Source organism: Pseudotabrizicola alkalilacus, from assembly GCF_003443995.1.
GTDB classification, from domain to species: Bacteria; Pseudomonadota; Alphaproteobacteria; order Rhodobacterales; family Rhodobacteraceae; genus Pseudotabrizicola; species Pseudotabrizicola alkalilacus.
On sequence record NZ_QWEY01000001.1, the window covers coordinates 370,487 to 390,972 of the forward strand.

The window sequence follows — 20,486 nt, forward strand, 5'->3', positions numbered from 1 at the left end:
CCGCAGCGGGCCGTCATCGTCACACACCAAGACACACTGATACCAATGACGGGCCCGCCGCACGGCCATACGAACCATCCCTTACAGGGACCAAAGCACGGCGGACCCCCACCAAAGCCGATGCTGGGGACATCGACCACTCACTACTGTTCCGGAAAACACCCGGAACACCTTTATCTATGACAATCACTTGCCGTATCATGAATGGGAAAAGATTGAGTGATTTCCCCGAGGTGCGGGATCAAGGAGTATGTGAATGTCGGTCGAGACCTATCTGAAAAAGCACAGCGAAGCATTGGTCAAGGATGTCGGGATCGAGGCCGCCTGCAAGCTGACAGGCAAATCCAAGGCCACGCTGGGGCGCTATTATTCGGATCAGGTTGAACATGACGACCGTTTCATGCCGATCGACGTTGTGGCGCAGCTGGAATCCGCCTCGCGGTTTCCGCATGTCACCTCGGCTTTGGCCGATCTGCGCGGCATCACGCTGTCTTATGACGCGGACAAGCGCAATGCGACCTCAAAGGGGGTCAATCAGGATGTTGTGGTGCTCGCGCAGCGCTTTGCCATGTTGATGAGCGAGTATAACACCGCCATCAGCGACGGTGTCATAACGGTCAATGAGGCAAAGCGGATGCTGCGCGAAACGCTGGCGATTCAACAGGTGCTGCTCGACATGAAGCTGCACCTGGAGAACGGGGTCAGCTAGTCCGGCGCTGCCCTGCGGGCTTGCCACCCTCGGCGCGGCGGGGGACGTTGCCACCACCCATCGGCTTGGGTTTGGCAGCGGGACGCGCCTGCTGCGGTTTTCCACCGGCAGCTGGCTTGCCACCCTGCGGGCGACCGCCTTGCGGACGGGCCGGGCGTTGGCCCCGGTTCTGGCCGGGTTTGGGGGCGGCTGCCACCATATCGGCGGACCACGGCGCGCCACCCAGGATCGGCAGCGGCTTTTTCAGCAGCTTTTCAATCGCCTGCAATTCGCCCATCTCTGCGGGGGCGCAGAAGCTGACCGACGTGCCCTCAGCCCCGGCGCGCGCGGTGCGGCCGATGCGGTGGACATAGTTTTCCGGCACGTTCGGCATGTCGAAGTTATAGACGTGACGGACGGTCGGAATATCAATGCCCCGCGCCGCGACATCGGTGGCCACCAGCACATCAAGCTCGCCATTGCGGAACTCGGTCAGGGTGCGGTCACGTTGGGACTGCGACTTGTTGCCGTGAATCGAGCCTGCCTTGAAGCCCCAGCCTGCCAGCAGCTTCATCAGCTTTTCCGAGCCATGCTTGGTGCGGCCAAAGACCAGCGCCTGTTCGGTCGGGTGTTTTTTCAGGTAGTCTTCCAGCACGCGGGCCTTGTCGCCGTTGGGCAGGAAGTGCACGCCTTGCGTCACCTTGTCGGCGGTTTTGCCGGCGGTGGTGACCTGAACCCGGACCGGGTCGCGCAGATAGGTGTCGGCGATTTCCGAGATATCCTTGGGCATCGTGGCCGAGAACAGCATGGTCTGGCGTTTCAGCGGGATATGCTTGGCGATTTTCCGCAGGGAATGGATGAAGCCCATGTCGAGCATGTGATCCGCCTCGTCCAGCACCAGATAGGCGCACTGGTCCAGCTTGACATCGCCACGTTCCAGCAGGTCGATCAGGCGGCCGGGGGTGGCGACCAGAACGTCGCTGCCCTTGGACAGGGCCTGTGCCTGACGGAACAGCGATGCGCCGCCGACCACCATGGTCACCTTGACCGGCGTGCCTTTGGTAAAGACTTCAAGGTTGTCCTTGATCTGCAGCGTCAGCTCCCGCGTGGGCGCAAGGATCAGGGCGCGCACGTTTTTCGGTGCCGGTGGGTGGCCGATGTCGAGCAGGCGGTGCAAGAGCGGCAGGCCAAAGGCCGCCGTTTTGCCGGTGCCGGTCTGGGCCAGACCCATCAGGTCGCGGCCCGCCATGATATAGGGGATCGCCTGCGCCTGAATCGGCGTCGGGGTCTGAAGATTGGTTTTCTCAAGCGCCTTGAGAAGTTTCGGGCTGAGCCCGAGGTCTGCAAAAGTGGTCATTGGGTCGTTCCATCAAACAAAAAGCAGGCGGTCCTCGTCCCCCAACAACTTGAGAGACCGTGCGCGCCGTCGGCGCCCCTGCGTGATGGTGGGAACCTGTATCCGGGCCTTTCGGTGCTCACGCGGCACGGGCTTCGGATAGGGGGGAAATGAGGGTTTTCGGGGGGGATGTCAAGGGGGAGGCAGGTGCCCACTGTGTTGCAGCGTTAGAGGTTGTATAAATTCAATGGGTTACAATTCGAGATTCAGATTTTGTTAAGAATTGCGCCACGGCCCCGCCTGTGATCCGGCGCGAGGCATGATCGACAGGTCGCGTGAGAGCCGAGGCCATCGCTGCCTCGTGATCGGTTGTGTTCTGTATTCACCGCCTGATCCGTTTCACAAGGCGCTGTGTCAGCTATGCTGTTGCATGGTCAGCGATATATCCTGCAGAGGTAAGATGCTTTCACGCCGTCAGTTTTCCGCAGCTTTGGCCGGGGCGCTTTGCTGCCCCCCGGTCGTGCAAGCGCAAGCGTTGCCCATCGACACCCTGCGCGATGCCGCGCTTGGTCTGCCGCAGTTGCATGCCATTCTGGTGCAGCGGGGCGACGAGCGGTTGCTGGCCGAGGCCCCGCGGGGCCGGGGGCTGGAGGCGGCTGCAAACATCAAATCCTGCTCCAAGAGCCTTTTGGCGCTGATTCTGGGCACCGCCATTGCGCGGGGTGAAATTGTCGGGCTGTCCGCGCGTCTGGGTGAAGTCGCGCCGCAGCTGATCCCCGGCGATGCGACAGAGGGGGTGGCCGATCTGACCATGGCCGATCTGGTCACCCTGCGCGCGGGGCTGGAGGGCACGTCGGGCGCGAAGTACGGCACCTGGGTCAATTCACGCAACTGGATCGCCTATGCGCTGCGCCAATCCCGGATCGCGCCCAACGGCGGGCGGATGATCTATTCGACCGGGACCACCCATGTTCTGGGGGCCGCAATTGCGGTGGCGACCGGCAAAGACCTGCGGCAACTGGCGCGGGAGCGGTTGGGTCGGCCGCTTGGCATTGATGTGGCGTCCTGGACCCGTGATCCGCAGGGCTATTACTTTGGCGGCAACGAGATGGCCCTGACGCCAGAGGCGATGCTGCGCGTTGCGGTGATGCTGCGCGATGGCGGGAGCTATGGCGGGACGCAGGTGGTTGATCAGGAGTGGGTTGAGGCATCGCGAGTGCCGCAAACAACGTCCCCCTATTCCGGGCTGGACTATGGCCTTGGCTGGTTTCTGAGTACGACCGGATGGGTCATCGCCCGTGGCTATGGCGGCCAGATCATCGCGGCGCATTCCGAGCGCGCGCTTGCCGTGGCGATCACTTCCGATCCGACACAAATCGCCCGGTCCGGTGGCTATTTCGGCGATCTGATGCGGCTTCTTGACGGCCCCATTCTGGGCCTGAGCTGAACCAGAAAAGGCACCTGTCGCAACCTGAGCACCGAGCGAGGCGTGCTGTCTAGTCAGAAGGCACGATCTCCAGTACAACTTTTGAATACCAGTCTGCGACTTCTCGGATATCTGCATCCGTCATTTCCGATGCGATCTCGGACATGATGTCATGTTGCCGTTTGCCAAGGCGAAACGCTTTCAACTGGGTATCAACATAGATGTTCACCTCGCCCGCAAGGTTGGGCGCATCGAGCAAAACGGATATCCCGTCAGCGCCGTGACACGAAACACAGGCCGCCGGAGCATCTGCCTCGTTGACACCGGCCGGCAGCGTCGCGACCGCGGTAAAAGAGGCGTACCATGCTGCAACGTCAGAGATCTGCTGCGCCGAGAGCGTGGCTGTCACGACGGACATCATCTCGTGCTGGCGTGCGCCGGTCTTGAAGGCCATGAGCTGCCCTTCAAGATACTCTTTCGGTTCCCCGCCGATATGCGGAGCAATGGGGATCTGTGCAAAGCCGTCGATGCCGTGGCACGTCCGGCACATGTTGGCGATCTTCCGCCCTGCCTCCGGATCCCCGGCAAGACTGGGCTGTGCGAAGCCCCCGGCGAGCATAAGCCCGCCGAGAACCATGGCAATTGCGCGGCTCATTCGGCCGGCTTCGGGTTATAGGCTATCCGCCAGATCGCTCCGGCAAAGTCGTCAGACACCAGCATCGACCCATCCGGCAGAAACTCGATGTCCATGGGACGACCGCGATACTCGCCGGTTTCCTCATTCAGCCAGCCGTCGGCAAAGACCTCGGCACCGACCGCGTCGCCGTTTTCGTCAAGCGCCGTGAACATCACCCTGGCACCAACCGGAACCGTTCTGTTCCACGATCCGTGCTGCGCCCAGAATATCCCGCCGTGATACTTGTCGGGGAAAGACTTGCCTTGATAGAACCGCATACCAAGATCTGCGGCATGTGCTTCCAGTTCAAGCTGGGGTTCGACGAATGTCACCCCCTCGGGACGTGGAACGTTCTTGTAATCGGGAATCTCGACACGCGAGTTGGTCCATGGAAAGCCAAAGTGCTGGCCCGCCTCCGTTTGCCGGTTCAACTCCCCCGGTGGGATGTCGTCACCCAACCCGTCAACCTGATTGTCGGTCCACCACAGCTCACCCGTGGCCGGGTTGAAATCCTGACCAACAGAGTTGCGCACCCCTCGGGTATAGACCTCGCGGCCTGTGCCGTCGGTGTTGATGCGGATAATTCCGCCGATGCCCAGCTCATCGTAAAGCTCAAGTTTTTCACGCGGCTGGACGTTATGCGGCTGACCCAACGAGATGTAGAGCTTGCCATCCGGACCCACGTCGCACACCCGCGCGGTGTGGTTGAAGCTCTCTTCCTCCGCAGGGATCAGCTCGCCCTGCGGCACGACAACACCTACGGCGATGTCAGGCCCTTCGAAGAAGAATTCTGCGGCGGGAAAAACAAGAACCCGGTTTCGTTCAGCGATATACAGGAACCCGTCGCGCGAAAAGCAGGGACCGTTCGGAATGTCAAAAGTGATTGAGGGCGCAAAATCCTTTACCTCATCCGCAATCCGGTCGCGGTCCCGGTCCACGATTGACCAGACCTTGTCTTTGCGCGTTCCCGCAAAGAGCACGGTGCCCTGCGGCGCCATGGCCATGGAGCGCGCGTCCGGCACAACCGCATAAAGGCTTACATCGAAGCCTTCCGGAACATTGATGTATTGCACGATATCGCGCAGCGCCGCCCCTTTTGCCCCGTCCTGTTCGACAAAGGTAAAGGTCGCGCCAGTTTTTTGCATGCTGGTCAGCTTGTCCAGGTTTTCCTGAGCAAAGACCGGGCCGGAAAGTATGGTGCCAAGCAGCAGTCCTTTCAGGACTTGCATATGTGTCATCTGATCCTCCCTTAGGGTGAATGGAGTGACACAGCCTCCCACTGCCAACGCCGCTCCATCGCTGAATATGACCATCACATGGTGATTCTGGTCAAGATACTTTACCAATACTCTTGTTTAGCGGCGCTTCTCGCTGGGTCCGACCTTCAGCCGGACTCTCCAAAAGCCTGCATAACCACAGAGAGTATGCAAATTTGCAATTTGCGATCCGTTACTAAAAAATGCTATGCAAATTTTCTCAAATCCACTTTGCACCTGCAGCAACGCCTCCTATGGTGCGGCAAATCCGCAGGGGAGTCGGCGCGATGAAAGACATTCTGGCACAGCTTGAAAGCCGTCGTGAAACTGCCCGCGCAGGCGGGGGGCAGCGGCGGGTCGATGCCCAGCATGCCAAGGGCAAGCTGACCGCCCGCGAGCGGATCGAGCTTTTGCTCGATGAGGGCAGCTTTGAAGAATTCGACATGTTTGTCACCCATCGCTGCACCGATTTCGGGATGGAGGAGGAGCGCCCCGCCGGGGATGGGGTGGTCACCGGCTGGGGCACCATCAATGGCCGTCAGGTCTATGTGTTTTCGCAGGATTTCACGGTGATGGGCGGCTCTGTCAGCGAAACCCATGGCGCAAAGATCTGCAAGATCATGGATATGGCGATCCAGAACGGTGCGCCGGTGATCGGCATCAACGATTCCGGCGGCGCGCGCATTCAGGAAGGTGTCGCCAGCCTTGCCGCCTATGGCGAGGTGTTTCAGCGCAATATCATGGCGTCGGGCGTGGTGCCGCAGATCAGCCTGATCATGGGCCCCTGCGCCGGGGGGGCAGTCTATTCGCCCGCCATGACCGATTTCATCTTTATGGTCAAAGACTCCAGCTACATGTTCGTGACCGGCCCCGATGTGGTGAAAACGGTGACCAACGAGGTGGTGACCGCCGAAGAGCTGGGCGGTGCCGTGACCCATACCCGGAAGTCATCGGTCGCCGATGGGGCGTTTGAGAATGATGTCGAGGCCTTGGCCGAGACCCGCCGCCTGATCGACTTTCTGCCGCTGAACAACCGGGAAAAAGCGCCGGTGCGGCCGTTCTTTGACGATCCGGCCCGCGTGGACAAAAGCCTGGATACGCTGGTGCCTGACAATCCAAATCAGCCCTATGACATGAAGGAGCTGATCACCAAGATTGCGGACGAGGGCGATTTCTTTGAAATTCAGGCCGCCTTTGCCGCCAATATCATCACCGGTTTCATCCGGCTGGAGGGGCAGTCGGTGGGCGTGGTTGCCAACCAGCCCACGGTGCTGGCGGGGTGTCTGGACATCGACGCCAGCCGCAAGGCCGCGCGCTTTGTGCGGTTCTGCGATGCGTTCGAAATCCCGATCCTGACGCTGGTGGATGTGCCCGGTTTTCTGCCCGGCACCGGCCAGGAATATGGCGGCGTGATCAAGCACGGCGCGAAACTGCTGTTTGCCTATGGCGAGGCGACGGTGCCGAAAGTCACTGTTCTGACACGGAAAACCTATGGCGGGGCCTATGTCGTGATGGCCTCCAAGCACTTGCAGGCCGATTTCAACTATGCCTGGCCGACTGCCGAAGTGGCGGTGATGGGGGCCAGGGGCGCGGTTGAAATTCTGTACCGCAGCGAGTTGGGCGACAAGGACAAGATCGCCGCCCGCGTCAAGGATTATGAGGACCGGTTCGCCAATCCCTTTGTCGCCGCCGAAAAGGGCTTTATCGACGAGGTGATCATGCCCTCTTCTACCCGTCGCCGCGTCTGCCGGGCCTTTGCGTCCCTGCGCACGAAGAAGTTGGCGAACCCGTGGAAAAAGCACGATAACATCCCTCTCTGAACGCAGCAGGACAAAGAGGGTGTATCCATGGCAATCATCAGCAGGGCAGGGGCCGCGTGCAGCCGGCGACAGCGGGGCCGGTCATGACCGATCCCGTTGCCGACGAACTGCCCGACCATCACGAGGCCGCCCATGTGCTTCCGGGCGACGAGACGCTGATCCCGGTGCCCTCGGGCCAGCCGGTGATGTTGCAGGATGTGATCTGGAACGTGCCCGGCCCGGAGGGGCTGGCGGTGCGGTTTCGCTTTGTCGCGCCGCAGATCGCGCGCGACTCTGCGGCCACAGCCTACGAGGCGGCGGCAGAGGACATGATGCACCTGTGCCAGACCTATGCGCTGCCCCGGCTGACCGAGTTTGGCCCGCAGCCCACCCAGATCATCGTCTCGATGTCGGATCAGCCGGTGCCGTTTGGCGAATCCATGCCAGAGGCAACCCAGTTTTTCGAGGCGTTCAGCTATCAGGATGGCATCTGCATGTGGGAGATTTTCTGATGCTCCCACCAGATATGGTTGTCCGCATCGGCGCCGCCCGCCACCCTGATGTAGCAGAGTCACAGGCGGCAAACTTGGCAAACATTCCATGTCAAACACAGCGGCAATCCGCTAGTGTAACCGCAGGCCGAACCCAAGCGGCCTTTGCCTCGCATGAAGGGTGTGCTATCGGACATTCCGAAGCAACCTTCCAAGAATATAGGAGTAGAGGATGTCGAAGAGCACGAAAACTTTGCTGGCCCTGTGCATGGTCGCCTTTGTGGCTGCCTGCGCCGGAACCAAACAAGCTGAAGTCGTTTATGTGGACGAACCGGTTTCGGTCGAACCCACCTACACCGGCAAGTACAAATAAGTCGGTCGGGCGGGCTGGCGGATCTGATCCGCACCAACCCGCCCCATCACCCCCCACGCGCCCGCGCGCGCACTGCATCCTTCGCGCCCACCCTGCGCCGCTGGCCCCCGATGCAAAAACACCCCACCTCTCAGCGCTGACCTGCCTCCGCCGGTATGACCGTACGGCGGCGTATTCAATTATGCCCTCGCCCCTTGGCCTTGGGCCCCTAGATGCCTATTGCTGTGCCCATCCATCCTCAGGGGGCACATCATGCTGAAACACCGCGGCTTTCCGGGCCGCCTTCCGGGCACCGATTTTCAATTCACCATCCGCCGCGCCAATAAAAAGGACGGCCCGGCCAAGCTGATCAAGCGCGAACGCTACCGCGACCGCAAGCTGGCCGACCGCAAGGCCGATGAGGGTTTCATGGCCGCGATCTGGCAATGTTTTGGCGAAGAGCCGTTCGAGCGGGGTAATCTGGACGCTGGCCGCCTGTCCTGGCTGTTCGGCCGTGAGGTCATTGCCGCCGAAGATCCGTTTGACCCGGAAAGCTATGACGCCCTTCTGCGCGTCAATGTAAAAATCGCGCAAGTCTCGTTCCCGGCCATCTTCGCCGCCGATGCCGAAGAAGTGATCTGGGACGATGAAGACGATGGGGATGACGACTGATGCGCGCTCTTCCGCCGACCCGTTCGCCGCTCTGGCAAACACCCGCGCATCTGGCACGGGACGGCGGAATTGCGTTTGATTTCAACGCAAACAGCTCACACCTTGGGTTGTATCCGGTCCGGGCTCCTCATCCCCGGTCCGGGGACCATGGGACGTCCCTTTCCCTTGCCTTGCGGTCCGGTCTCTTTGGGTCCGGGCCGCACTTTTGTCGGTGGCAAAGCCTCGCCGATGGCGGGCGTTCCGGAAAATTCCCCTTTTCCACGGCCATGGATGGAGTAGAGTCAGGCGTAATAAAAACCCTGACACGAGGCAGTCAAACATGGTCACGAAACACATCCTTATCGCATCGGCTCTTGCCCTCTCGCTCGCTGGCTGTGTCCAGGGCGGCGGCTACGGCAATTCGGCCCCGCTCAACAGCGCAGCGGTCCGCACCGTTGGTGGTGCTGCAACCGGCGCGCTCATTGCAGGCGCAACCGGCGGCTCCAAAACTCAGGGCGCGCTCATCGGCGCTGTTGCGGGCGGCGTGTCCTGCGGCATCCCGGGCCTGCCAAACTGCTACTGATCTGCCCGCCGCCACCGCGCGGCGCAGCCTTAGTGCAGATCGCCTGATCATAGATCATTCGAAAACAGGGTCTTTCAGCCATACCGGCTGGGAGGCCCTTTTCATTTGCGGCGCAGGGTCCGGCCCGACTCTGCCCGAGGGGAGAGAGAGCCGATGTTCAAGAAAATCCTGATCGCCAACCGGGGCGAAATCGCCTGCCGTGTGATCAAGTCTGCCAAGAAGATGGGAATCAAGACTGTCGCCGTCTATTCCGACGCCGACCGCAACGCGCTGCACGTCCGCATGGCGGACGAAGCGGTTCACATCGGCCCATCTCCGGCAAACCAGTCATACATCGTCATCGACAAGATCCTTGACGCCGTCCGCCAGACCGGGGCCGAGGCGGTGCATCCGGGCTATGGCTTTTTGTCGGAAAACATGAACTTTGCGGCGGCCTTGGAGCGGGAAGGTGTGGTTTTCATCGGTCCGCCATCCCCCGCAATCGAGGCGATGGGCGACAAGATCACTTCCAAGAAGCTGGCGATGGCGGCAGGGGTTTCGACCGTGCCCGGCTATATGGGCCTGATCGCCGATGGCGACGAGGCGATCAAGATCTCGGGCGAAATCGGCTATCCGGTGATGATCAAGGCCTCTGCCGGGGGCGGCGGCAAGGGTATGCGCATCGCTTGGAGTGAATCCGAGGTCCGCGAAGGCTTTCAATCGTCAAAGAACGAGGCTGCCAGCAGCTTTGGCGACGACCGCATCTTTATCGAGAAATTCGTCACCCAGCCCCGCCATATCGAAATTCAGGTGCTGGCCGATCAGCACGGCAACACCGTCTATCTGCACGAACGCGAATGCAGCATCCAACGCCGCAACCAGAAGGTCATCGAAGAGGCGCCGTCGCCGTTCCTTGATGAGGCCACCCGCAAGGCCATGGGCGAACAGGCCTGCGCGCTTGCCCGTGCGGTCGGCTACACCTCGGCGGGCACGGTGGAATTCATCGTCGACGGCAACCGCAACTTCTACTTCCTTGAAATGAACACAAGGTTGCAGGTCGAACACCCGGTGACCGAACTGATCACCGGGGTAGATCTGGTGGAACAGATGATCCGCGTGGCAGCGGGCGAGCCGCTGCCGTTCCGTCAGGAAGACCTGAAAATCAACGGCTGGGCGATGGAATCGCGGCTTTATGCCGAAGACCCCTACCGCAACTTCCTGCCCTCCATCGGCCGCCTGACCCGCTATCGCCCGCCGGTCGAGGGCAAGACCGCCACCGGCATCGTGCGCAACGATACCGGCGTGTTTGAAGGCGGCGAGATCAGCATGTTCTACGACCCGATGATCGCCAAGCTCTGCACCTGGGGCCCGACCCGCGCGGCAGCGATCGAGGAAATGCGGCTGGCACTGGACACGTTCGAGGTCGAAGGCATCGGCCACAACCTGCCATTCTGCTCGGCGGTGATGGATCATCCGCGATTCACCTCTGGCAACATCACCACCGCCTTCATCGCCGAAGAATTCCCCGAGGGTTTTCAGGGCGTGACGCTGGATACGCAGATGCTGCGTCAGGTCGCCGCCGCCTGTGCCGCGATGAACCGCGTCGCCGAAATCCGCCGTACGAAAATTTCGGGCACGATGGACAATCATCAGCGCCGCGTCGGCGACCCGTGGGTGGTCAGCCTGCAGGGCACCCAGTACGCTGTCACCGTCGCCGCCGATAAATCCGGCTCGACCGTGACCTTTGACGATGGTGCCAGCCTGCGCGTGGCCTCGGACTGGACGCCGGGCGACAGCCTGGCCCGGCTGCGGGTGGATGGCACGCCGGTTGTGCTCAAGGTCGGCAAGATCCCGATGGGGTTCCGCATCCGCCTGCGCGGGGCTGATGTAAAGGTGCTGGTGCAATCGCCGCGCCAGGCCGAGCTATACGCCCTGATGCCGGAAAAACTGCCGCCCGATACGTCGAAATACCTGCTGTGCCCGATGCCCGGCCTGATCGTCAAAATCACCGTGGCCGAAGGCGACGAAGTGCAGGAAGGCCAGCCATTGGCCACGGTCGAGGCGATGAAGATGGAAAACATCCTCAAGGCCGAGCGCAAAGGCGTGGTCAAAAAGATCACAGCCAGTGCGGGCAGCAGCCTGAAAGTGGACGAAGTGATCATGGAGTTTGAATAAGGTGCCGGCGGGCGCAGTGACATACAGGCTTTGGTCTGGCTTTATGTTCCCATTTTGTTCTAATCTGGGGGTGCAAACCCAACCCGAGTCGCCTCCTTATGTCAGTGCGTGTGTCCACCCTGTTCTTCGACATGAACAGCTTTTACGCCTCGGTCGCTCAGGCCGAGGAACCGGCGCTGATGGGGCGGCCGGTGGGGGTGCTGACGACCGATGCACCGGGGGCGGCCTGTATTGCTGCCAGCATAGACGCCAAACGTTGCGGCGTGCGCATGGGCACCCGCCAGGACGAGGCGCGCCAGCTTTGCCCCGGCATCGTGTTCCGCCCGGTCAAACACGATGTTTGCGTGACCTATCATCACGCCATCCTGCAGGCGGTGGATACGGTGATCCCGATCGATCGGGTCTGGTCGATCGACGAATGCTCGTGCCGTCTGACCGGCTCTCAGCAGCAGTTGGACCGCGCCTTGCAGATAGGTCGCGATCTGCAACAGGCGGTGCTGCATCAGGTCAGCCCGGCGTTGCGTTGTTCGGTGGGGCTGGCTCCCACCCGGCTGCTGGCCAAGCTGGCAGCGGGTCTGGAAAAGCCGGGCGGTCTGCACTGGCTGGTGCCAGAGGTGCTGCCCGACCGCATCGCGCATCTGGCGCTGGACGATCTGCCGGGCGTCTCCTGGCGGATGAAAACCCGGCTGGAGGCTGCGGGCGTCATGGATGTGGCCACGCTTTACGCCCTGCCCCCCAAACGCGCGCGGGCGATCTGGGGCAATGTGCAGGGCGAGCGGTTTGTCCGCGAGCTGCGCGGCGAGCTGGTGATCTGGCCGGACACGCACCGCGACATGATCGGCCATGGTCAGGTGCTGTCAGGCCCGAACAAAACGCCCGAGGGGGCGCGGCTGGTCGCGCGGCGGCTGCTGGTCAAGGCGGCATCGCGTCTGCGGCGCGAGGGGTTTCACGCCCGCAGCCTGCATCTGGGGGTGAAATGTGCGGTCGCGGGCCATATCGGCCATGGCGGAGAGATCCAGACCACGCAGGACACATTCTTTCTGCTGTCGGTTCTGGCGCGCTACTGGGCCGCGCTGCCGCCCCACCGGGCGCTGTCGGTCTCGGTGACGCTTGGCGGGCTGATCCCCGATACCGAGGTCAGCCGCGATCTGTTCCCGCCGCTGGCAGACCGTCTTGCGGTCTGTTCCGTGGTCGATGGGCTAAATCAGCGTTTCGGGCAGGATACGGTTCGCTTTGGTCAGTTGCCGCCCTATCACGTACCCTATACCGGGGCCAAGATTGCCTTTGGCCGCATTCCCACCGCGCAGGATTTCCGCGAATAGCGCGGTCAGCGCCGCCCGGCTGGATTGCGCTCCAGTATTTCCTGGCGGCGCAGCGGGAATTTGTCGATGGCGGCGGTGATCTCACGGACCTCCCACGGCAGCGGCTTGCGGATCACCGGGCGCAGATCCTTGTCCATCAGCACAAGGCTGAACCCGCGCGGGCGCAGCTTCATCCGCCACTCGCCCCGCGCCTCGGGGTCGGTATCGGTGATCAGCACCACATCGCGCAGCTGCAGAGCGGGCAGGTCACGCTGCAACAGCTCCATCTGACGAATGAAATTCGGGTCGGCGGGGCTGTCACCAAACACGACAACCGGGCGGAATTCAAACATGAGATCGGCAAACACCACATCGGCCGCATTGCGCGGCCCATACGCCTCGGCCACCTCTTCGGCCATGGTTTCGACCTGACCTGACGGATCAATCGCCGCCGCTTCCTGAGCGGTGGCAACAAATGGCAGCAATGCTGCAAGACCAAGAGTATAAAGCGGTTTCATGCGGCTCCCTTTGATCAGAACATAGGGCGGCGCGGCGGGAAACCCAAGAGCAGATGCCAAGAGCATATGACGGAGAACACCGATGACCGACGCGCTGAACCACTGGACCGCCCTCGCCACCAAAGAGCTGAAGGGCAAAGACCCCGAAAGCCTGATCTGGAACACGCTGGAGGGCATTCCGGTCAAGCCGCTGTATACCGCCGCAGATACGGCAAGCCTGCCCCATATGGGCGGCGTGCCGGGGGCCGCACCGTTCACGCGCGGGGTCAAGGCCACGATGTACGCGGGCCGCCCCTGGACCATCCGGCAATACGCGGGCTTTTCCACCGCCGAGGAGTCGAACAACTTTTACCGCAAGGCGCTTGCGGCCGGTCAGCAAGGCGTGTCGGTCGCTTTTGATCTGGCCACCCACCGCGGCTACGACAGCGACCACCCTCGCGTGGTGGGCGATGTCGGCAAGGCGGGCGTGGCGATCGACTCGGTCGAGGATATGAAAATCCTGTTCGACGGCATCCCGCTGGAAAAAGTCAGCGTTTCCATGACGATGAATGGCGCTGTGATCCCGATTCTGGCGAATTTCATTGTGACGGGTGAAGAGCAGGGGGTGGATCGCAGCCTGCTGTCGGGCACCATTCAGAACGATATTCTGAAGGAATTCATGGTCCGCAACACCTATGTCTACCCGCCCGAACCCTCGATGCGGATCATCGCGGACATCATCGAATACACCTCCGAACACATGCCAAAGTTCAACTCGATTTCGATTTCCGGCTATCACATGCAGGAGGCCGGGGCCAATCTGGTGCAGGAGCTGGCCTTTACGCTCGCCGATGGCCGCGAATATGTGCGCACCGCGATTGCGCGCGGCATGGATGTGGATGCGTTCGCGGGCCGCTTGTCGTTCTTCTTTGCCATCGGCATGAACTTCTTCATGGAGGCGGCCAAACTCCGCGCCGCCCGGCTGCTGTGGCACCGGATCATGTCCGATTTTTCTGCGAAAAATCCAGTGTCGCTCATGCTGCGCACGCATTGCCAGACTTCCGGCGTCAGCTTGCAAGAGGCGGACCCCTACAACAACGTGATCCGCACCGCCTATGAGGCGATGTCGGCGGTGCTGGGTGGCACCCAAAGCCTGCACACCAATGCGCTGGATGAGGCGATTGCCCTGCCCACCGAATTTTCGGCCCGCATTGCCCGCAACACCCAGCTGATTCTGCAGGAGGAAACCGGCATCACCCATGTCGTCGACCCGCTGGCGGGCAGCTACTATGTCGAGACGCTGACGCATCAGCTGGCGACCGAGGCGTGGAAGCTGATCGAGGAAGTCGAAGCGATGGGCGGCATGACCAAGGCGGTCGCCACCGGGATGCCGAAACTGCGGATCGAGGAATCCGCGGCCCGGCGTCAGGCGGCGATTGACCGGGGCGAAGATGTGATCGTCGGCGTCAACAAATACCGCAAACCGAGCGAAGACCCGATCGACATTCTGGATATCGACAACGTTGCCGTGCGCGAAAGCCAGATCGCCCGGCTGAAAACCACCCGCGCCAACCGGGACGAGGCGGCGTGTCAGGCGGCATTGGCCGAACTGACACGCCGTGCGGGCGAAGGCGGCAATCTGCTGGATGCCGCCGTCACCGCCGCCCGCGCCCGCGCCACCGTAGGGGAGATTTCAGACGCCATGGAAACCGTCTTTGGCCGCCACCGCGCGGAAGTCAAAACCCTCGCCGGGGTGTATGGCGCTGCCTATGAGGGCGATGCCGGGTTTGAGGCGATTCAGGCCGATGTCGAAGCCTTTGCCACCGAAGAGGGCCGCCGCCCGCGCATGCTGGTGGTGAAGATGGGGCAGGATGGCCATGACCGTGGCGCCAAGGTCATCGCGACCGCCTTTGCCGATATCGGTTTTGACGTCGATGTCGGCCCGCTGTTCCAGACCCCGGAAGAGGCCGCGCAGGATGCCATCGACAATGACGTGCATGTCATCGGCATCTCGTCCCAGGCCGCCGGGCACAAGACCCTGGCGCCGAAACTGGTGCAGGCGTTGCAGGCGGCAGGGGCGGGCGACATTCTGGTGATCTGCGGCGGCGTGATCCCGCAGCAGGATTACCAGTTCCTTTATGACAACGGCGTCAAGGCGATCTTTGGTCCCGGCACCAACATTCCCAGCGCCGCCAAGGACATCCTGACCCTGATTCGCCAGACCCGGCGCTGATCCTGCACCCGCGCGCGCCGGTCTGGCCGGGGGAGCGCTCCGCGCGGGAGTATTTGGCAAGCAGCAATGCACAATCGCGCGCTATGGATTGCTGCTTTGAAAATACTCCGGGGGGCGGCGAAGCCGGGGGGCTGGCCCCCCTCTTACAGCTCGATTTCCCCCTCGGGGATCGGCAGGGGTTTTGGCGCATCCTTGCGGCGCGGGATCAGGATATCGCCATTGTCGAGCAGGCGAGGCGCATCGTAATTGCGGATGTCGTCAATCAGCACCATCAGCTTTTCCAGCGCCGGTTCCATCTCGGAAAGCGCCTTGCCCATCTCGTTCAGTGCCGGTTCCATTTCGCGCATGAGGCCGCGGAACAGCAGTTTTGCGCCCTCTTGCATCAGATCAAAGCCTTTTTCCTCCTCAGCCTGCGGGGCGGGCGGGGTCTGGGGGGCCGCAGGCGAGGCTGCGATCAGCAGGAGGGGCAGGGTGAGGGCAAGGCAAACGCGTTTCATATGGCTGAGTATGCCGCTGCTTTGTCAGGTGGGCAAATCACGTCTTGTGGCAGAAGCCGCGCGCGCGCCGGGGCCGGTCAGGGCAAGGTCGATGGTCACCGGGAAGTGGTCTGACGCCTGCAACAGCGCCTCGTGCAACTCGGGGGTGTTCAGACAGGCTGGGTCGTTCCACGGGTGCCAGATCCGCCAGGCCGGGTGGCGGGCCGCCAGCCGTGGCGAGACCATGATGAAATCCAGCAGCGCCTCGAAATAGCGCTGTTGCGGGTTCAGCCAGAACCGCGCCGTGGTCGGGGTCAGGTTCATCCGCCCGGCTTGCGCCATTGCGGCATGTGGATCATACATCCGTGCCTCGGGCGGCACGTCGAGGCCGAGCACGATTTCGACCCCGGAATGGCCGAACAGCTTTTCATATTCGTCCAGCCCCGGACCATCGTTGAAATCGCCCATCACCAGCAGGTCATGGCCGCGTGCCAGATGCCAGTCGACCCGGGCGCGCAGCCAGATGCATTCGGCCAGCTGCTTGCGACGGTTTTCAATCGAGAGGCGGGTGATGGCTTCGGGGGTGCGCGCGCCATGTGGCGCTTTCGACTTTGCATGCACCCCGATCAGCCGCAGCCTGCGCCCCGCAGCCGTCACGACCGCCAGTTCCAGCGGCGGTTTGGAAAACCGGATCAGGTCGGGCGTGGCATCGGTGTCGATGTCATAGCGAAAGGTACCGTCAAAGCGCGGGGCGTCGCGGCTGCCTTTTTTGCCCACCGGCGCGCCGATGGGGTCATGCCGGGGCGTCAGACGGTCGGGGTCATAAAGCAGGGTGATTTCCTGCTCGGTTTCCGACATGAAGCCGGTGATGGCGCGGCGGGTGCGCAGGCCGAAGGTCTGGGCGAACGTCTCCAGCGCGCGGGTGGAGCTGCGTTTCGAGCCGGTATCGGGCGCCTCGATCACCATGACCGCATCGGCATCCATCGCGGAAAACACGATCCCCAGCGCGCCCGCCTGTGTCGCGCGGCTGATCTGGTGCCGGGCCGAGGGCTCACCGTCGGCCAGCAACCGCCCGTCATCGTCAAACAGCGCGTTGAACCATTCGACGTTGTAGGTGGCGATGCGCAGCCGTTCGGGCGCGGTCATCAGGCCGCCCGCCGCCCCGAGATTTCCTCCCATGCGGCATTGATTGCAATCAGGCGGCGTTCGGCCAGCTTCACCGCCTCGGCTGGCACACCGCGTGCGATCATCGAATCGGGGTGGCTGTCCTTGACCGCCTGCCGCCAGGCAAGGCGCACCTGATCCAGCGGCGCGTTGGCGGCGACGCCCAGCACGTCATAGGGATCGCGCGGCGCACCTTCGACAAAGCGGGCGCGCAGGGTGGCGTAGCAGCGGTCATCCAGACCAAAGATCCGCGCCACCTCGCGCAGGAACGCATCTTCGGCGGGGTGGAAATCGCCATCGGCCATGGCGATGTGGAACAAGCCTTCCAGCAGGTCGATCAGCACATTGCGGTCATCGGCACACAGCGCCTGTCCCTCGGCACGGAACATCGCCGCCACCTTGCGGGCATAGGCATCAAACCCCGCCACATCCTGCCGTGCCAGATTGAACACGCGGGCCGCATTGGCGGCCTCTTCATCGGGGATCGCAAAAATGCGCCGGAAGGTCGCCACCTCATGCCGCGACACCTGGCCGTCGGCCTTGGCCATCTTTGCCCCCAGCGCGATCACGGCAATGGTAAAGCCCACCGACTTTTCCGGGGTCGATTGCACCCCGCGCAGGCGGTCAAACACCACCGACAACCCTTCGCCAGTGGCGAGGGCGGATAGCGCGTCAGCGATGCGGGTCCAGATCGACATGGGCGCAGGATAGCGCGCGCCGCGCGCCTTGTCAGGAGAGGATTTTCTGCATCAGCACAAGATCCATCCAGCGGCCGAATTTCCGCCCGACCTGCGGCATCACGCCGACCTCGGTATAGCCCATTTTCGAGTGAAACACGCGGCCACCCGCGTTTTCTCCGGTCACTGCAGCAATCATCACATGTGCGCCAGCGCGTGTTGCATGCGCCTCGACCGCTGCCATTAAGGCACGGCCAAGGCCAAGGCCACCCGCGTCTGGGGCAAGCTGGATCGTGTGTTCCATCGCATGGGCATAGCCGATGCCGCTGCGGAACTGGTCATAGGTGGCAAAGCCGCAGACGCGGCCCGCCTCTTCGGCCACCACAAAACAGCGCTGCGCCAGCCGGGTGGTGATGGTGCAGCCCACCTCGTCCAGCGATTTTTCGGTGGCGTTGAAGGTGATCGCACTGGCGCGGATGTAGTGGTTCCAGATCAACGCGACCGCTGCCGCATCCGCCACCGTTGCCGCGCGGATCATGCCAGCACACGCCGCCCGTGGGGCGTGTCGATCTCGGCCCGCAGCGCGAGAGGCCCCGGCTCGATCACCAGACGCGGATCGGACAGGTCGGCCAGTGCCGCGCGCAAAGCCGTAGCCTCGGGATGGGTCACCACCAGCCGGGCCAGCCGCGCGCCGGTATCGGGCAGGCGCGTCACCGGATGCGGCCCTTGCCACTGGATCAGCGCTGGATGTGCGCCATCAAACGGCAGCCGCCCGTCCCCCGGCACTGCCATCCGCCAGCGCAGATCGCCGCGCGCCAGATCCACCGGCACGCCCACGCCCTCTGGGGCCTGCGCCACAGCCGCATCCAGATCATCGCAGGCGGCAACCCAGTTGGTCAGCCGGGGCGCACCCGCAAACTCATCCAGCGCGAACCAGCGCGGCCAGGCCGGGGCAGCGGCCTGCGGGTCGATCGCAATCACTTCAAGATACAGATCGCCCAGCCGCAACAGCCGGTTATGGGTGCCCATATGGGCATGTGTGCCACCGGCAACCAGCGGCAGGCCAAGCGCGGCCTCGACCACCGCAGCCCCGTCATCCAACGCGGTGCAGCTCACCGCCAGATGGTCAATCTTCAGCATCGTCATCGCCGGGTTGCACCACCCGCCCCTTGGCCCGCAGCGCCTGTGTTAGTGAGGAAAACCTTGCCCGCGCCACTTCGCCATAGAGGCCCACCCCCAACTCGGTCAGCTGCAGATCCAGCAGGCGCTTTTTCGGCTTCCACACCAGTTGCCCGGCTTGTGACGGGTCACCCGCCGCAAACATCGCGCCAAAGCGCATCGCCTTGCCCAGCACCTCGGCTTCCTGAATCTCATCCTCGGACAACAGCCGGAACAGCGGCTCCAGCCGGGTGCCGGATCGGCTGTTCTTGTAGCGGTGCAGCAGCGACAGGCCCAGAAACACCCGCCCCGGATGGTCAAGCCCGCCCAGGTTGGCCCGCGTCGCATTGTCGAAACACACATCGGCGCGGTAATCGGGGTGCGCCCGCCAGGTGGTGTCATGCAACAGGCAGGCCGCCTTTATCAGCCGCAGCCGCTCGGGCGGGCGGCCCTTGAACAGCGGCAACAGGAACTCGTACAGCTTTTTGCCCGACCCCGGCAGCCGCGCGCCGGTTTGTTCGGCCGCCCGTGCCGCCTCGATCAGCGGGTCGCGTGCCCGCAATTTGTCCGGCATCTGTTCGTACAGCAGCCCTTCGCGGATGCCATAGGACGAGATGTCGATCTCGGATGGCTTGAACACCCGGATCAGCTCGCGCAGCACCTCGCAGGCCAGCGGCACCAGTTCCATCCGCTCGACACTTGTGCCGGTGCGGCCGCGCAGCATCGACAGATCCGCGCCTTCCAGCCAGTCCAGCGTGTCCAGCGCCGATTTCACCGGCATCCGGTATTCATGCAGCACGGTCAGCGGATAATTCCGCCGCTCCATATCCAGCCGCGCGATCACCCGCCACGAGCCGCCAACCATGTAAAACCGCTCGCCCTCGGTCTTGATCTTGCCTTGGGCGCGGGTCAGCACCCGGTGGATCAGCGCCCGGCGCTGCTCGGGTCCGCCCTCGACCTGTTGCAGCCGGAACGGGCCCAGCTGGGTTGACACGCGGGTGCCGACCTTGCCATCGCCGACCCTTGCCAGCTCCATCGAGTTGCCGCCGATGTCGCAGACCACGCCCTTGGCCTCGGGCCAGCCCAGCAGCACACCCTGCGCCGAAAGCCGCGCCTCTTCATCTCCGTCGATCACATGCAGCCGCAACCCGGTTTCTTCCAGCACCTGCGCGGTAAACTCTGGCCCGTCTGCCGCCTCCCGCGTGGCGGCGGTCGCCACCACACTCAGCGGTGCCGCGCCCATCCCGCCTGCCAGCAGCGAAAACCGCTTCAGCGCGGCCAGCGCCCGCCGCTTGCCTTCGGGGTTCAGCATCCCGGTTTCGCCCAGACCCTTGCCCAGACCGCACAGGATTTTCTCGTTGTAGAAATAGGCGGGCGACCGCGCCGCCCCGTCAAACACCACCAGCCGGACCGAGTTTGACCCCACATCCACGACGCCGACCCGGCTCAGGGCGCGGACGGATGAATCTTCAAACAGCGGCCGGCCAAAAGGGCTGAACTCATCCTCATCTGCGTCGGCAGTGGTCTGGTTGTGGTCGCTGGTCATAGAGTCCCCAGTGCAATGTAAG

At 62.8% G+C, this 20,486-nt stretch carries 20 protein-coding genes; 10 read left to right on the plus strand and 10 right to left on the minus strand.

Features of this window, described 5'->3' with window-relative positions; translation table 11 throughout:
* Window positions 1-256: 256 nt before the first annotated feature.
* Window positions 257-709: a hypothetical protein gene (locus D1012_RS01810; RefSeq protein ID WP_118149613.1), complete on the plus strand. Its 453-nt coding sequence runs from the start codon at window positions 257-259 to the stop codon at window positions 707-709.
* Here the strand turns inward: D1012_RS01810 and D1012_RS01815 are convergent.
* A complete protein-coding gene (locus D1012_RS01815; protein WP_118149614.1) occupies window positions 702-2,045 on the minus strand; it encodes a DEAD/DEAH box helicase in 1,344 nt (447 codons plus the stop codon). The genes D1012_RS01810 and D1012_RS01815 overlap by 8 nt on opposite strands.
* 439 nt (window positions 2,046-2,484) lie before the next feature.
* Between D1012_RS01815 and D1012_RS01820 the strand changes: the two genes are divergently transcribed.
* Window positions 2,485-3,471 carry a serine hydrolase domain-containing protein gene (locus tag D1012_RS01820; RefSeq protein ID WP_118149615.1) on the plus strand — a complete coding sequence of 329 codons (987 nt, stop codon included), beginning with the start codon at window positions 2,485-2,487 and terminating at the stop codon, window positions 3,469-3,471.
* A gap of 49 nt (window positions 3,472-3,520) precedes the next feature.
* Here D1012_RS01820 and D1012_RS01825 read toward each other — a convergent pair whose 3' ends face one another.
* The gene (locus D1012_RS01825; protein WP_118149616.1) at window positions 3,521-4,105 is read right to left on the minus strand and encodes a c-type cytochrome; all 585 of its coding nucleotides are present in this window, start codon (window positions 4,103-4,105) and stop codon (window positions 3,521-3,523) included.
* Window positions 4,102-5,364, minus strand: a complete 1,263-nt coding sequence (locus tag D1012_RS01830; RefSeq protein WP_118149617.1) for a PQQ-dependent sugar dehydrogenase — start codon at window positions 5,362-5,364, stop codon at window positions 4,102-4,104. The genes D1012_RS01825 and D1012_RS01830 overlap by 4 nt, the downstream gene beginning before the upstream one ends.
* Window positions 5,365-5,669: 305 nt before the next feature.
* Between D1012_RS01830 and D1012_RS01835 the strand changes: the two genes are divergently transcribed.
* The 7 genes from D1012_RS01835 to D1012_RS01860 all read left to right on the plus strand — a co-directional run bounded on the left by D1012_RS01835 (window position 5,670) and on the right by D1012_RS01860 (window position 12,734).
* Complete coding sequence (locus D1012_RS01835) at window positions 5,670-7,202, plus strand: acyl-CoA carboxylase subunit beta (protein ID WP_118149618.1); 1,533 nt, start codon at window positions 5,670-5,672, stop codon at window positions 7,200-7,202.
* A gap of 83 nt (window positions 7,203-7,285) precedes the next feature.
* Window positions 7,286-7,693: a DUF6497 family protein gene (locus D1012_RS01840; RefSeq protein ID WP_233516987.1), complete on the plus strand. Its 408-nt coding sequence runs from the start codon at window positions 7,286-7,288 to the stop codon at window positions 7,691-7,693.
* 211 nt (window positions 7,694-7,904) lie between these two features.
* Window positions 7,905-8,045, plus strand: a complete 141-nt coding sequence (locus D1012_RS22770; protein ID WP_199489424.1) for a hypothetical protein — start codon at window positions 7,905-7,907, stop codon at window positions 8,043-8,045.
* A gap of 252 nt (window positions 8,046-8,297) precedes the next feature.
* Entirely contained in the window at window positions 8,298-8,696 is a 399-nt protein-coding gene (locus D1012_RS01845) for a hypothetical protein (RefSeq protein ID WP_118149619.1), read from the plus strand.
* Window positions 8,697-9,015: 319 nt separating this feature from the next.
* Entirely contained in the window at window positions 9,016-9,258 is a 243-nt protein-coding gene (locus D1012_RS01850; protein WP_118149620.1) for a YMGG-like glycine zipper-containing protein, read from the plus strand.
* A 153-nt stretch (window positions 9,259-9,411) separates the two neighbouring features.
* Complete coding sequence (locus D1012_RS01855) at window positions 9,412-11,412, plus strand: acetyl-CoA carboxylase biotin carboxylase subunit (RefSeq protein ID WP_118149621.1); 2,001 nt, start codon at window positions 9,412-9,414, stop codon at window positions 11,410-11,412.
* A gap of 98 nt (window positions 11,413-11,510) precedes the next feature.
* Complete coding sequence (locus tag D1012_RS01860) at window positions 11,511-12,734, plus strand: Y-family DNA polymerase (protein ID WP_118149622.1); 1,224 nt, start codon at window positions 11,511-11,513, stop codon at window positions 12,732-12,734.
* A gap of 5 nt (window positions 12,735-12,739) precedes the next feature.
* Here the strand turns inward: D1012_RS01860 and D1012_RS01865 are convergent, their stop codons facing one another.
* Window positions 12,740-13,231 carry a DUF4174 domain-containing protein gene (locus D1012_RS01865; RefSeq protein ID WP_118150023.1) on the minus strand — a complete coding sequence of 164 codons (492 nt, stop codon included), beginning with the start codon at window positions 13,229-13,231 and terminating at the stop codon, window positions 12,740-12,742.
* An 82-nt stretch (window positions 13,232-13,313) separates the two neighbouring features.
* Here D1012_RS01865 and scpA point away from each other — a divergent pair, with 82 nt between their 5' ends.
* Entirely contained in the window at window positions 13,314-15,443 is a 2,130-nt protein-coding gene (gene scpA, locus D1012_RS01870) for a methylmalonyl-CoA mutase (protein WP_118149623.1), read from the plus strand.
* Window positions 15,444-15,586: 143 nt separating this feature from the next.
* On the opposite strand, the gene D1012_RS01875 is transcribed toward scpA, so the two are convergent.
* Genes D1012_RS01875 through D1012_RS01900 form a run of 6 tightly spaced genes read right to left on the minus strand, consistent with a single transcriptional unit; the run spans window position 15,587 to window position 20,464 of the window.
* Window positions 15,587-15,940, minus strand: coding sequence for an AAA+ family ATPase (locus D1012_RS01875; protein ID WP_118149624.1), 354 nt, complete (start codon window positions 15,938-15,940; stop codon window positions 15,587-15,589).
* Window positions 15,941-15,964: 24 nt separating this feature from the next.
* Window positions 15,965-17,098, minus strand: a complete 1,134-nt coding sequence (locus D1012_RS01880; RefSeq protein ID WP_435530889.1) for an endonuclease/exonuclease/phosphatase family protein — start codon at window positions 17,096-17,098, stop codon at window positions 15,965-15,967.
* The gene (locus D1012_RS01885) at window positions 17,065-17,781 is read right to left on the minus strand and encodes a molecular chaperone DjiA (protein ID WP_118149625.1); all 717 of its coding nucleotides are present in this window, start codon (window positions 17,779-17,781) and stop codon (window positions 17,065-17,067) included. Before D1012_RS01885 ends, D1012_RS01880 begins: the two co-directional genes overlap by 34 nt.
* A gap of 31 nt (window positions 17,782-17,812) precedes the next feature.
* Window positions 17,813-18,298 (minus strand): GNAT family N-acetyltransferase, encoded by a 486-nt coding sequence (locus tag D1012_RS01890; RefSeq protein WP_118149626.1) that lies wholly within the window; start codon window positions 18,296-18,298, stop codon window positions 17,813-17,815.
* On the minus strand, window positions 18,295-18,900 hold the full coding sequence (locus tag D1012_RS01895; RefSeq protein WP_118149627.1) for a VOC family protein: 606 nt from the start codon (window positions 18,898-18,900) through the stop codon (window positions 18,295-18,297). Before D1012_RS01895 ends, D1012_RS01890 begins: the two co-directional genes overlap by 4 nt.
* The gene (locus D1012_RS01900) at window positions 18,887-20,464 is read right to left on the minus strand and encodes a Ppx/GppA family phosphatase (RefSeq protein ID WP_118149628.1); all 1,578 of its coding nucleotides are present in this window, start codon (window positions 20,462-20,464) and stop codon (window positions 18,887-18,889) included. The genes D1012_RS01895 and D1012_RS01900 overlap by 14 nt, the downstream gene beginning before the upstream one ends.
* Window positions 20,465-20,486 lie beyond the last annotated feature (22 nt).

What these genes read in the sequence shown, in the direction of transcription:
- D1012_RS01810 (WP_118149613.1), top strand. Translation starts at nt 257, where the DNA reads ATGTCGGTCGAGACCTATCTGAAAAAGCACAGCGAAGCATTGGTCAAG.
- D1012_RS01820 (WP_118149615.1), top strand. Translation starts at nt 2,485, where the DNA reads ATGCTTTCACGCCGTCAGTTTTCCGCAGCTTTGGCCGGGGCGCTTTGC.
- D1012_RS01885 (WP_118149625.1), bottom strand. Translation starts at nt 17,781, where the DNA reads ATGTCGATCTGGACCCGCATCGCTGACGCGCTATCCGCCCTCGCCACT.
- D1012_RS01875 (WP_118149624.1), bottom strand. Translation starts at nt 15,940, where the DNA reads ATGAAACGCGTTTGCCTTGCCCTCACCCTGCCCCTCCTGCTGATCGCA.
- D1012_RS01865 (WP_118150023.1), bottom strand. Translation starts at nt 13,231, where the DNA reads ATGAAACCGCTTTATACTCTTGGTCTTGCAGCATTGCTGCCATTTGTT.
- D1012_RS01900 (WP_118149628.1), bottom strand. Translation starts at nt 20,464, where the DNA reads ATGACCAGCGACCACAACCAGACCACTGCCGACGCAGATGAGGATGAG.
- D1012_RS01855 (WP_118149621.1), top strand. Translation starts at nt 9,412, where the DNA reads ATGTTCAAGAAAATCCTGATCGCCAACCGGGGCGAAATCGCCTGCCGT.
- D1012_RS01835 (WP_118149618.1), top strand. Translation starts at nt 5,670, where the DNA reads ATGAAAGACATTCTGGCACAGCTTGAAAGCCGTCGTGAAACTGCCCGC.
- D1012_RS01840 (WP_233516987.1), top strand. Translation starts at nt 7,286, where the DNA reads ATGACCGATCCCGTTGCCGACGAACTGCCCGACCATCACGAGGCCGCC.
- D1012_RS01860 (WP_118149622.1), top strand. Translation starts at nt 11,511, where the DNA reads ATGTCAGTGCGTGTGTCCACCCTGTTCTTCGACATGAACAGCTTTTAC.
- D1012_RS01850 (WP_118149620.1), top strand. Translation starts at nt 9,016, where the DNA reads ATGGTCACGAAACACATCCTTATCGCATCGGCTCTTGCCCTCTCGCTC.
- D1012_RS01825 (WP_118149616.1), bottom strand. Translation starts at nt 4,105, where the DNA reads ATGAGCCGCGCAATTGCCATGGTTCTCGGCGGGCTTATGCTCGCCGGG.
- D1012_RS01845 (WP_118149619.1), top strand. Translation starts at nt 8,298, where the DNA reads ATGCTGAAACACCGCGGCTTTCCGGGCCGCCTTCCGGGCACCGATTTT.
- D1012_RS01890 (WP_118149626.1), bottom strand. Translation starts at nt 18,298, where the DNA reads ATGATCCGCGCGGCAACGGTGGCGGATGCGGCAGCGGTCGCGTTGATC.
- D1012_RS01815 (WP_118149614.1), bottom strand. Translation starts at nt 2,045, where the DNA reads ATGACCACTTTTGCAGACCTCGGGCTCAGCCCGAAACTTCTCAAGGCG.
- D1012_RS01880 (WP_435530889.1), bottom strand. Translation starts at nt 17,098, where the DNA reads ATGGGAGGAAATCTCGGGGCGGCGGGCGGCCTGATGACCGCGCCCGAA.
- D1012_RS01895 (WP_118149627.1), bottom strand. Translation starts at nt 18,900, where the DNA reads ATGCTGAAGATTGACCATCTGGCGGTGAGCTGCACCGCGTTGGATGAC.
- D1012_RS22770 (WP_199489424.1), top strand. Translation starts at nt 7,905, where the DNA reads ATGTCGAAGAGCACGAAAACTTTGCTGGCCCTGTGCATGGTCGCCTTT.
- D1012_RS01830 (WP_118149617.1), bottom strand. Translation starts at nt 5,364, where the DNA reads ATGACACATATGCAAGTCCTGAAAGGACTGCTGCTTGGCACCATACTT.
- scpA (WP_118149623.1), top strand. Translation starts at nt 13,314, where the DNA reads ATGACCGACGCGCTGAACCACTGGACCGCCCTCGCCACCAAAGAGCTG.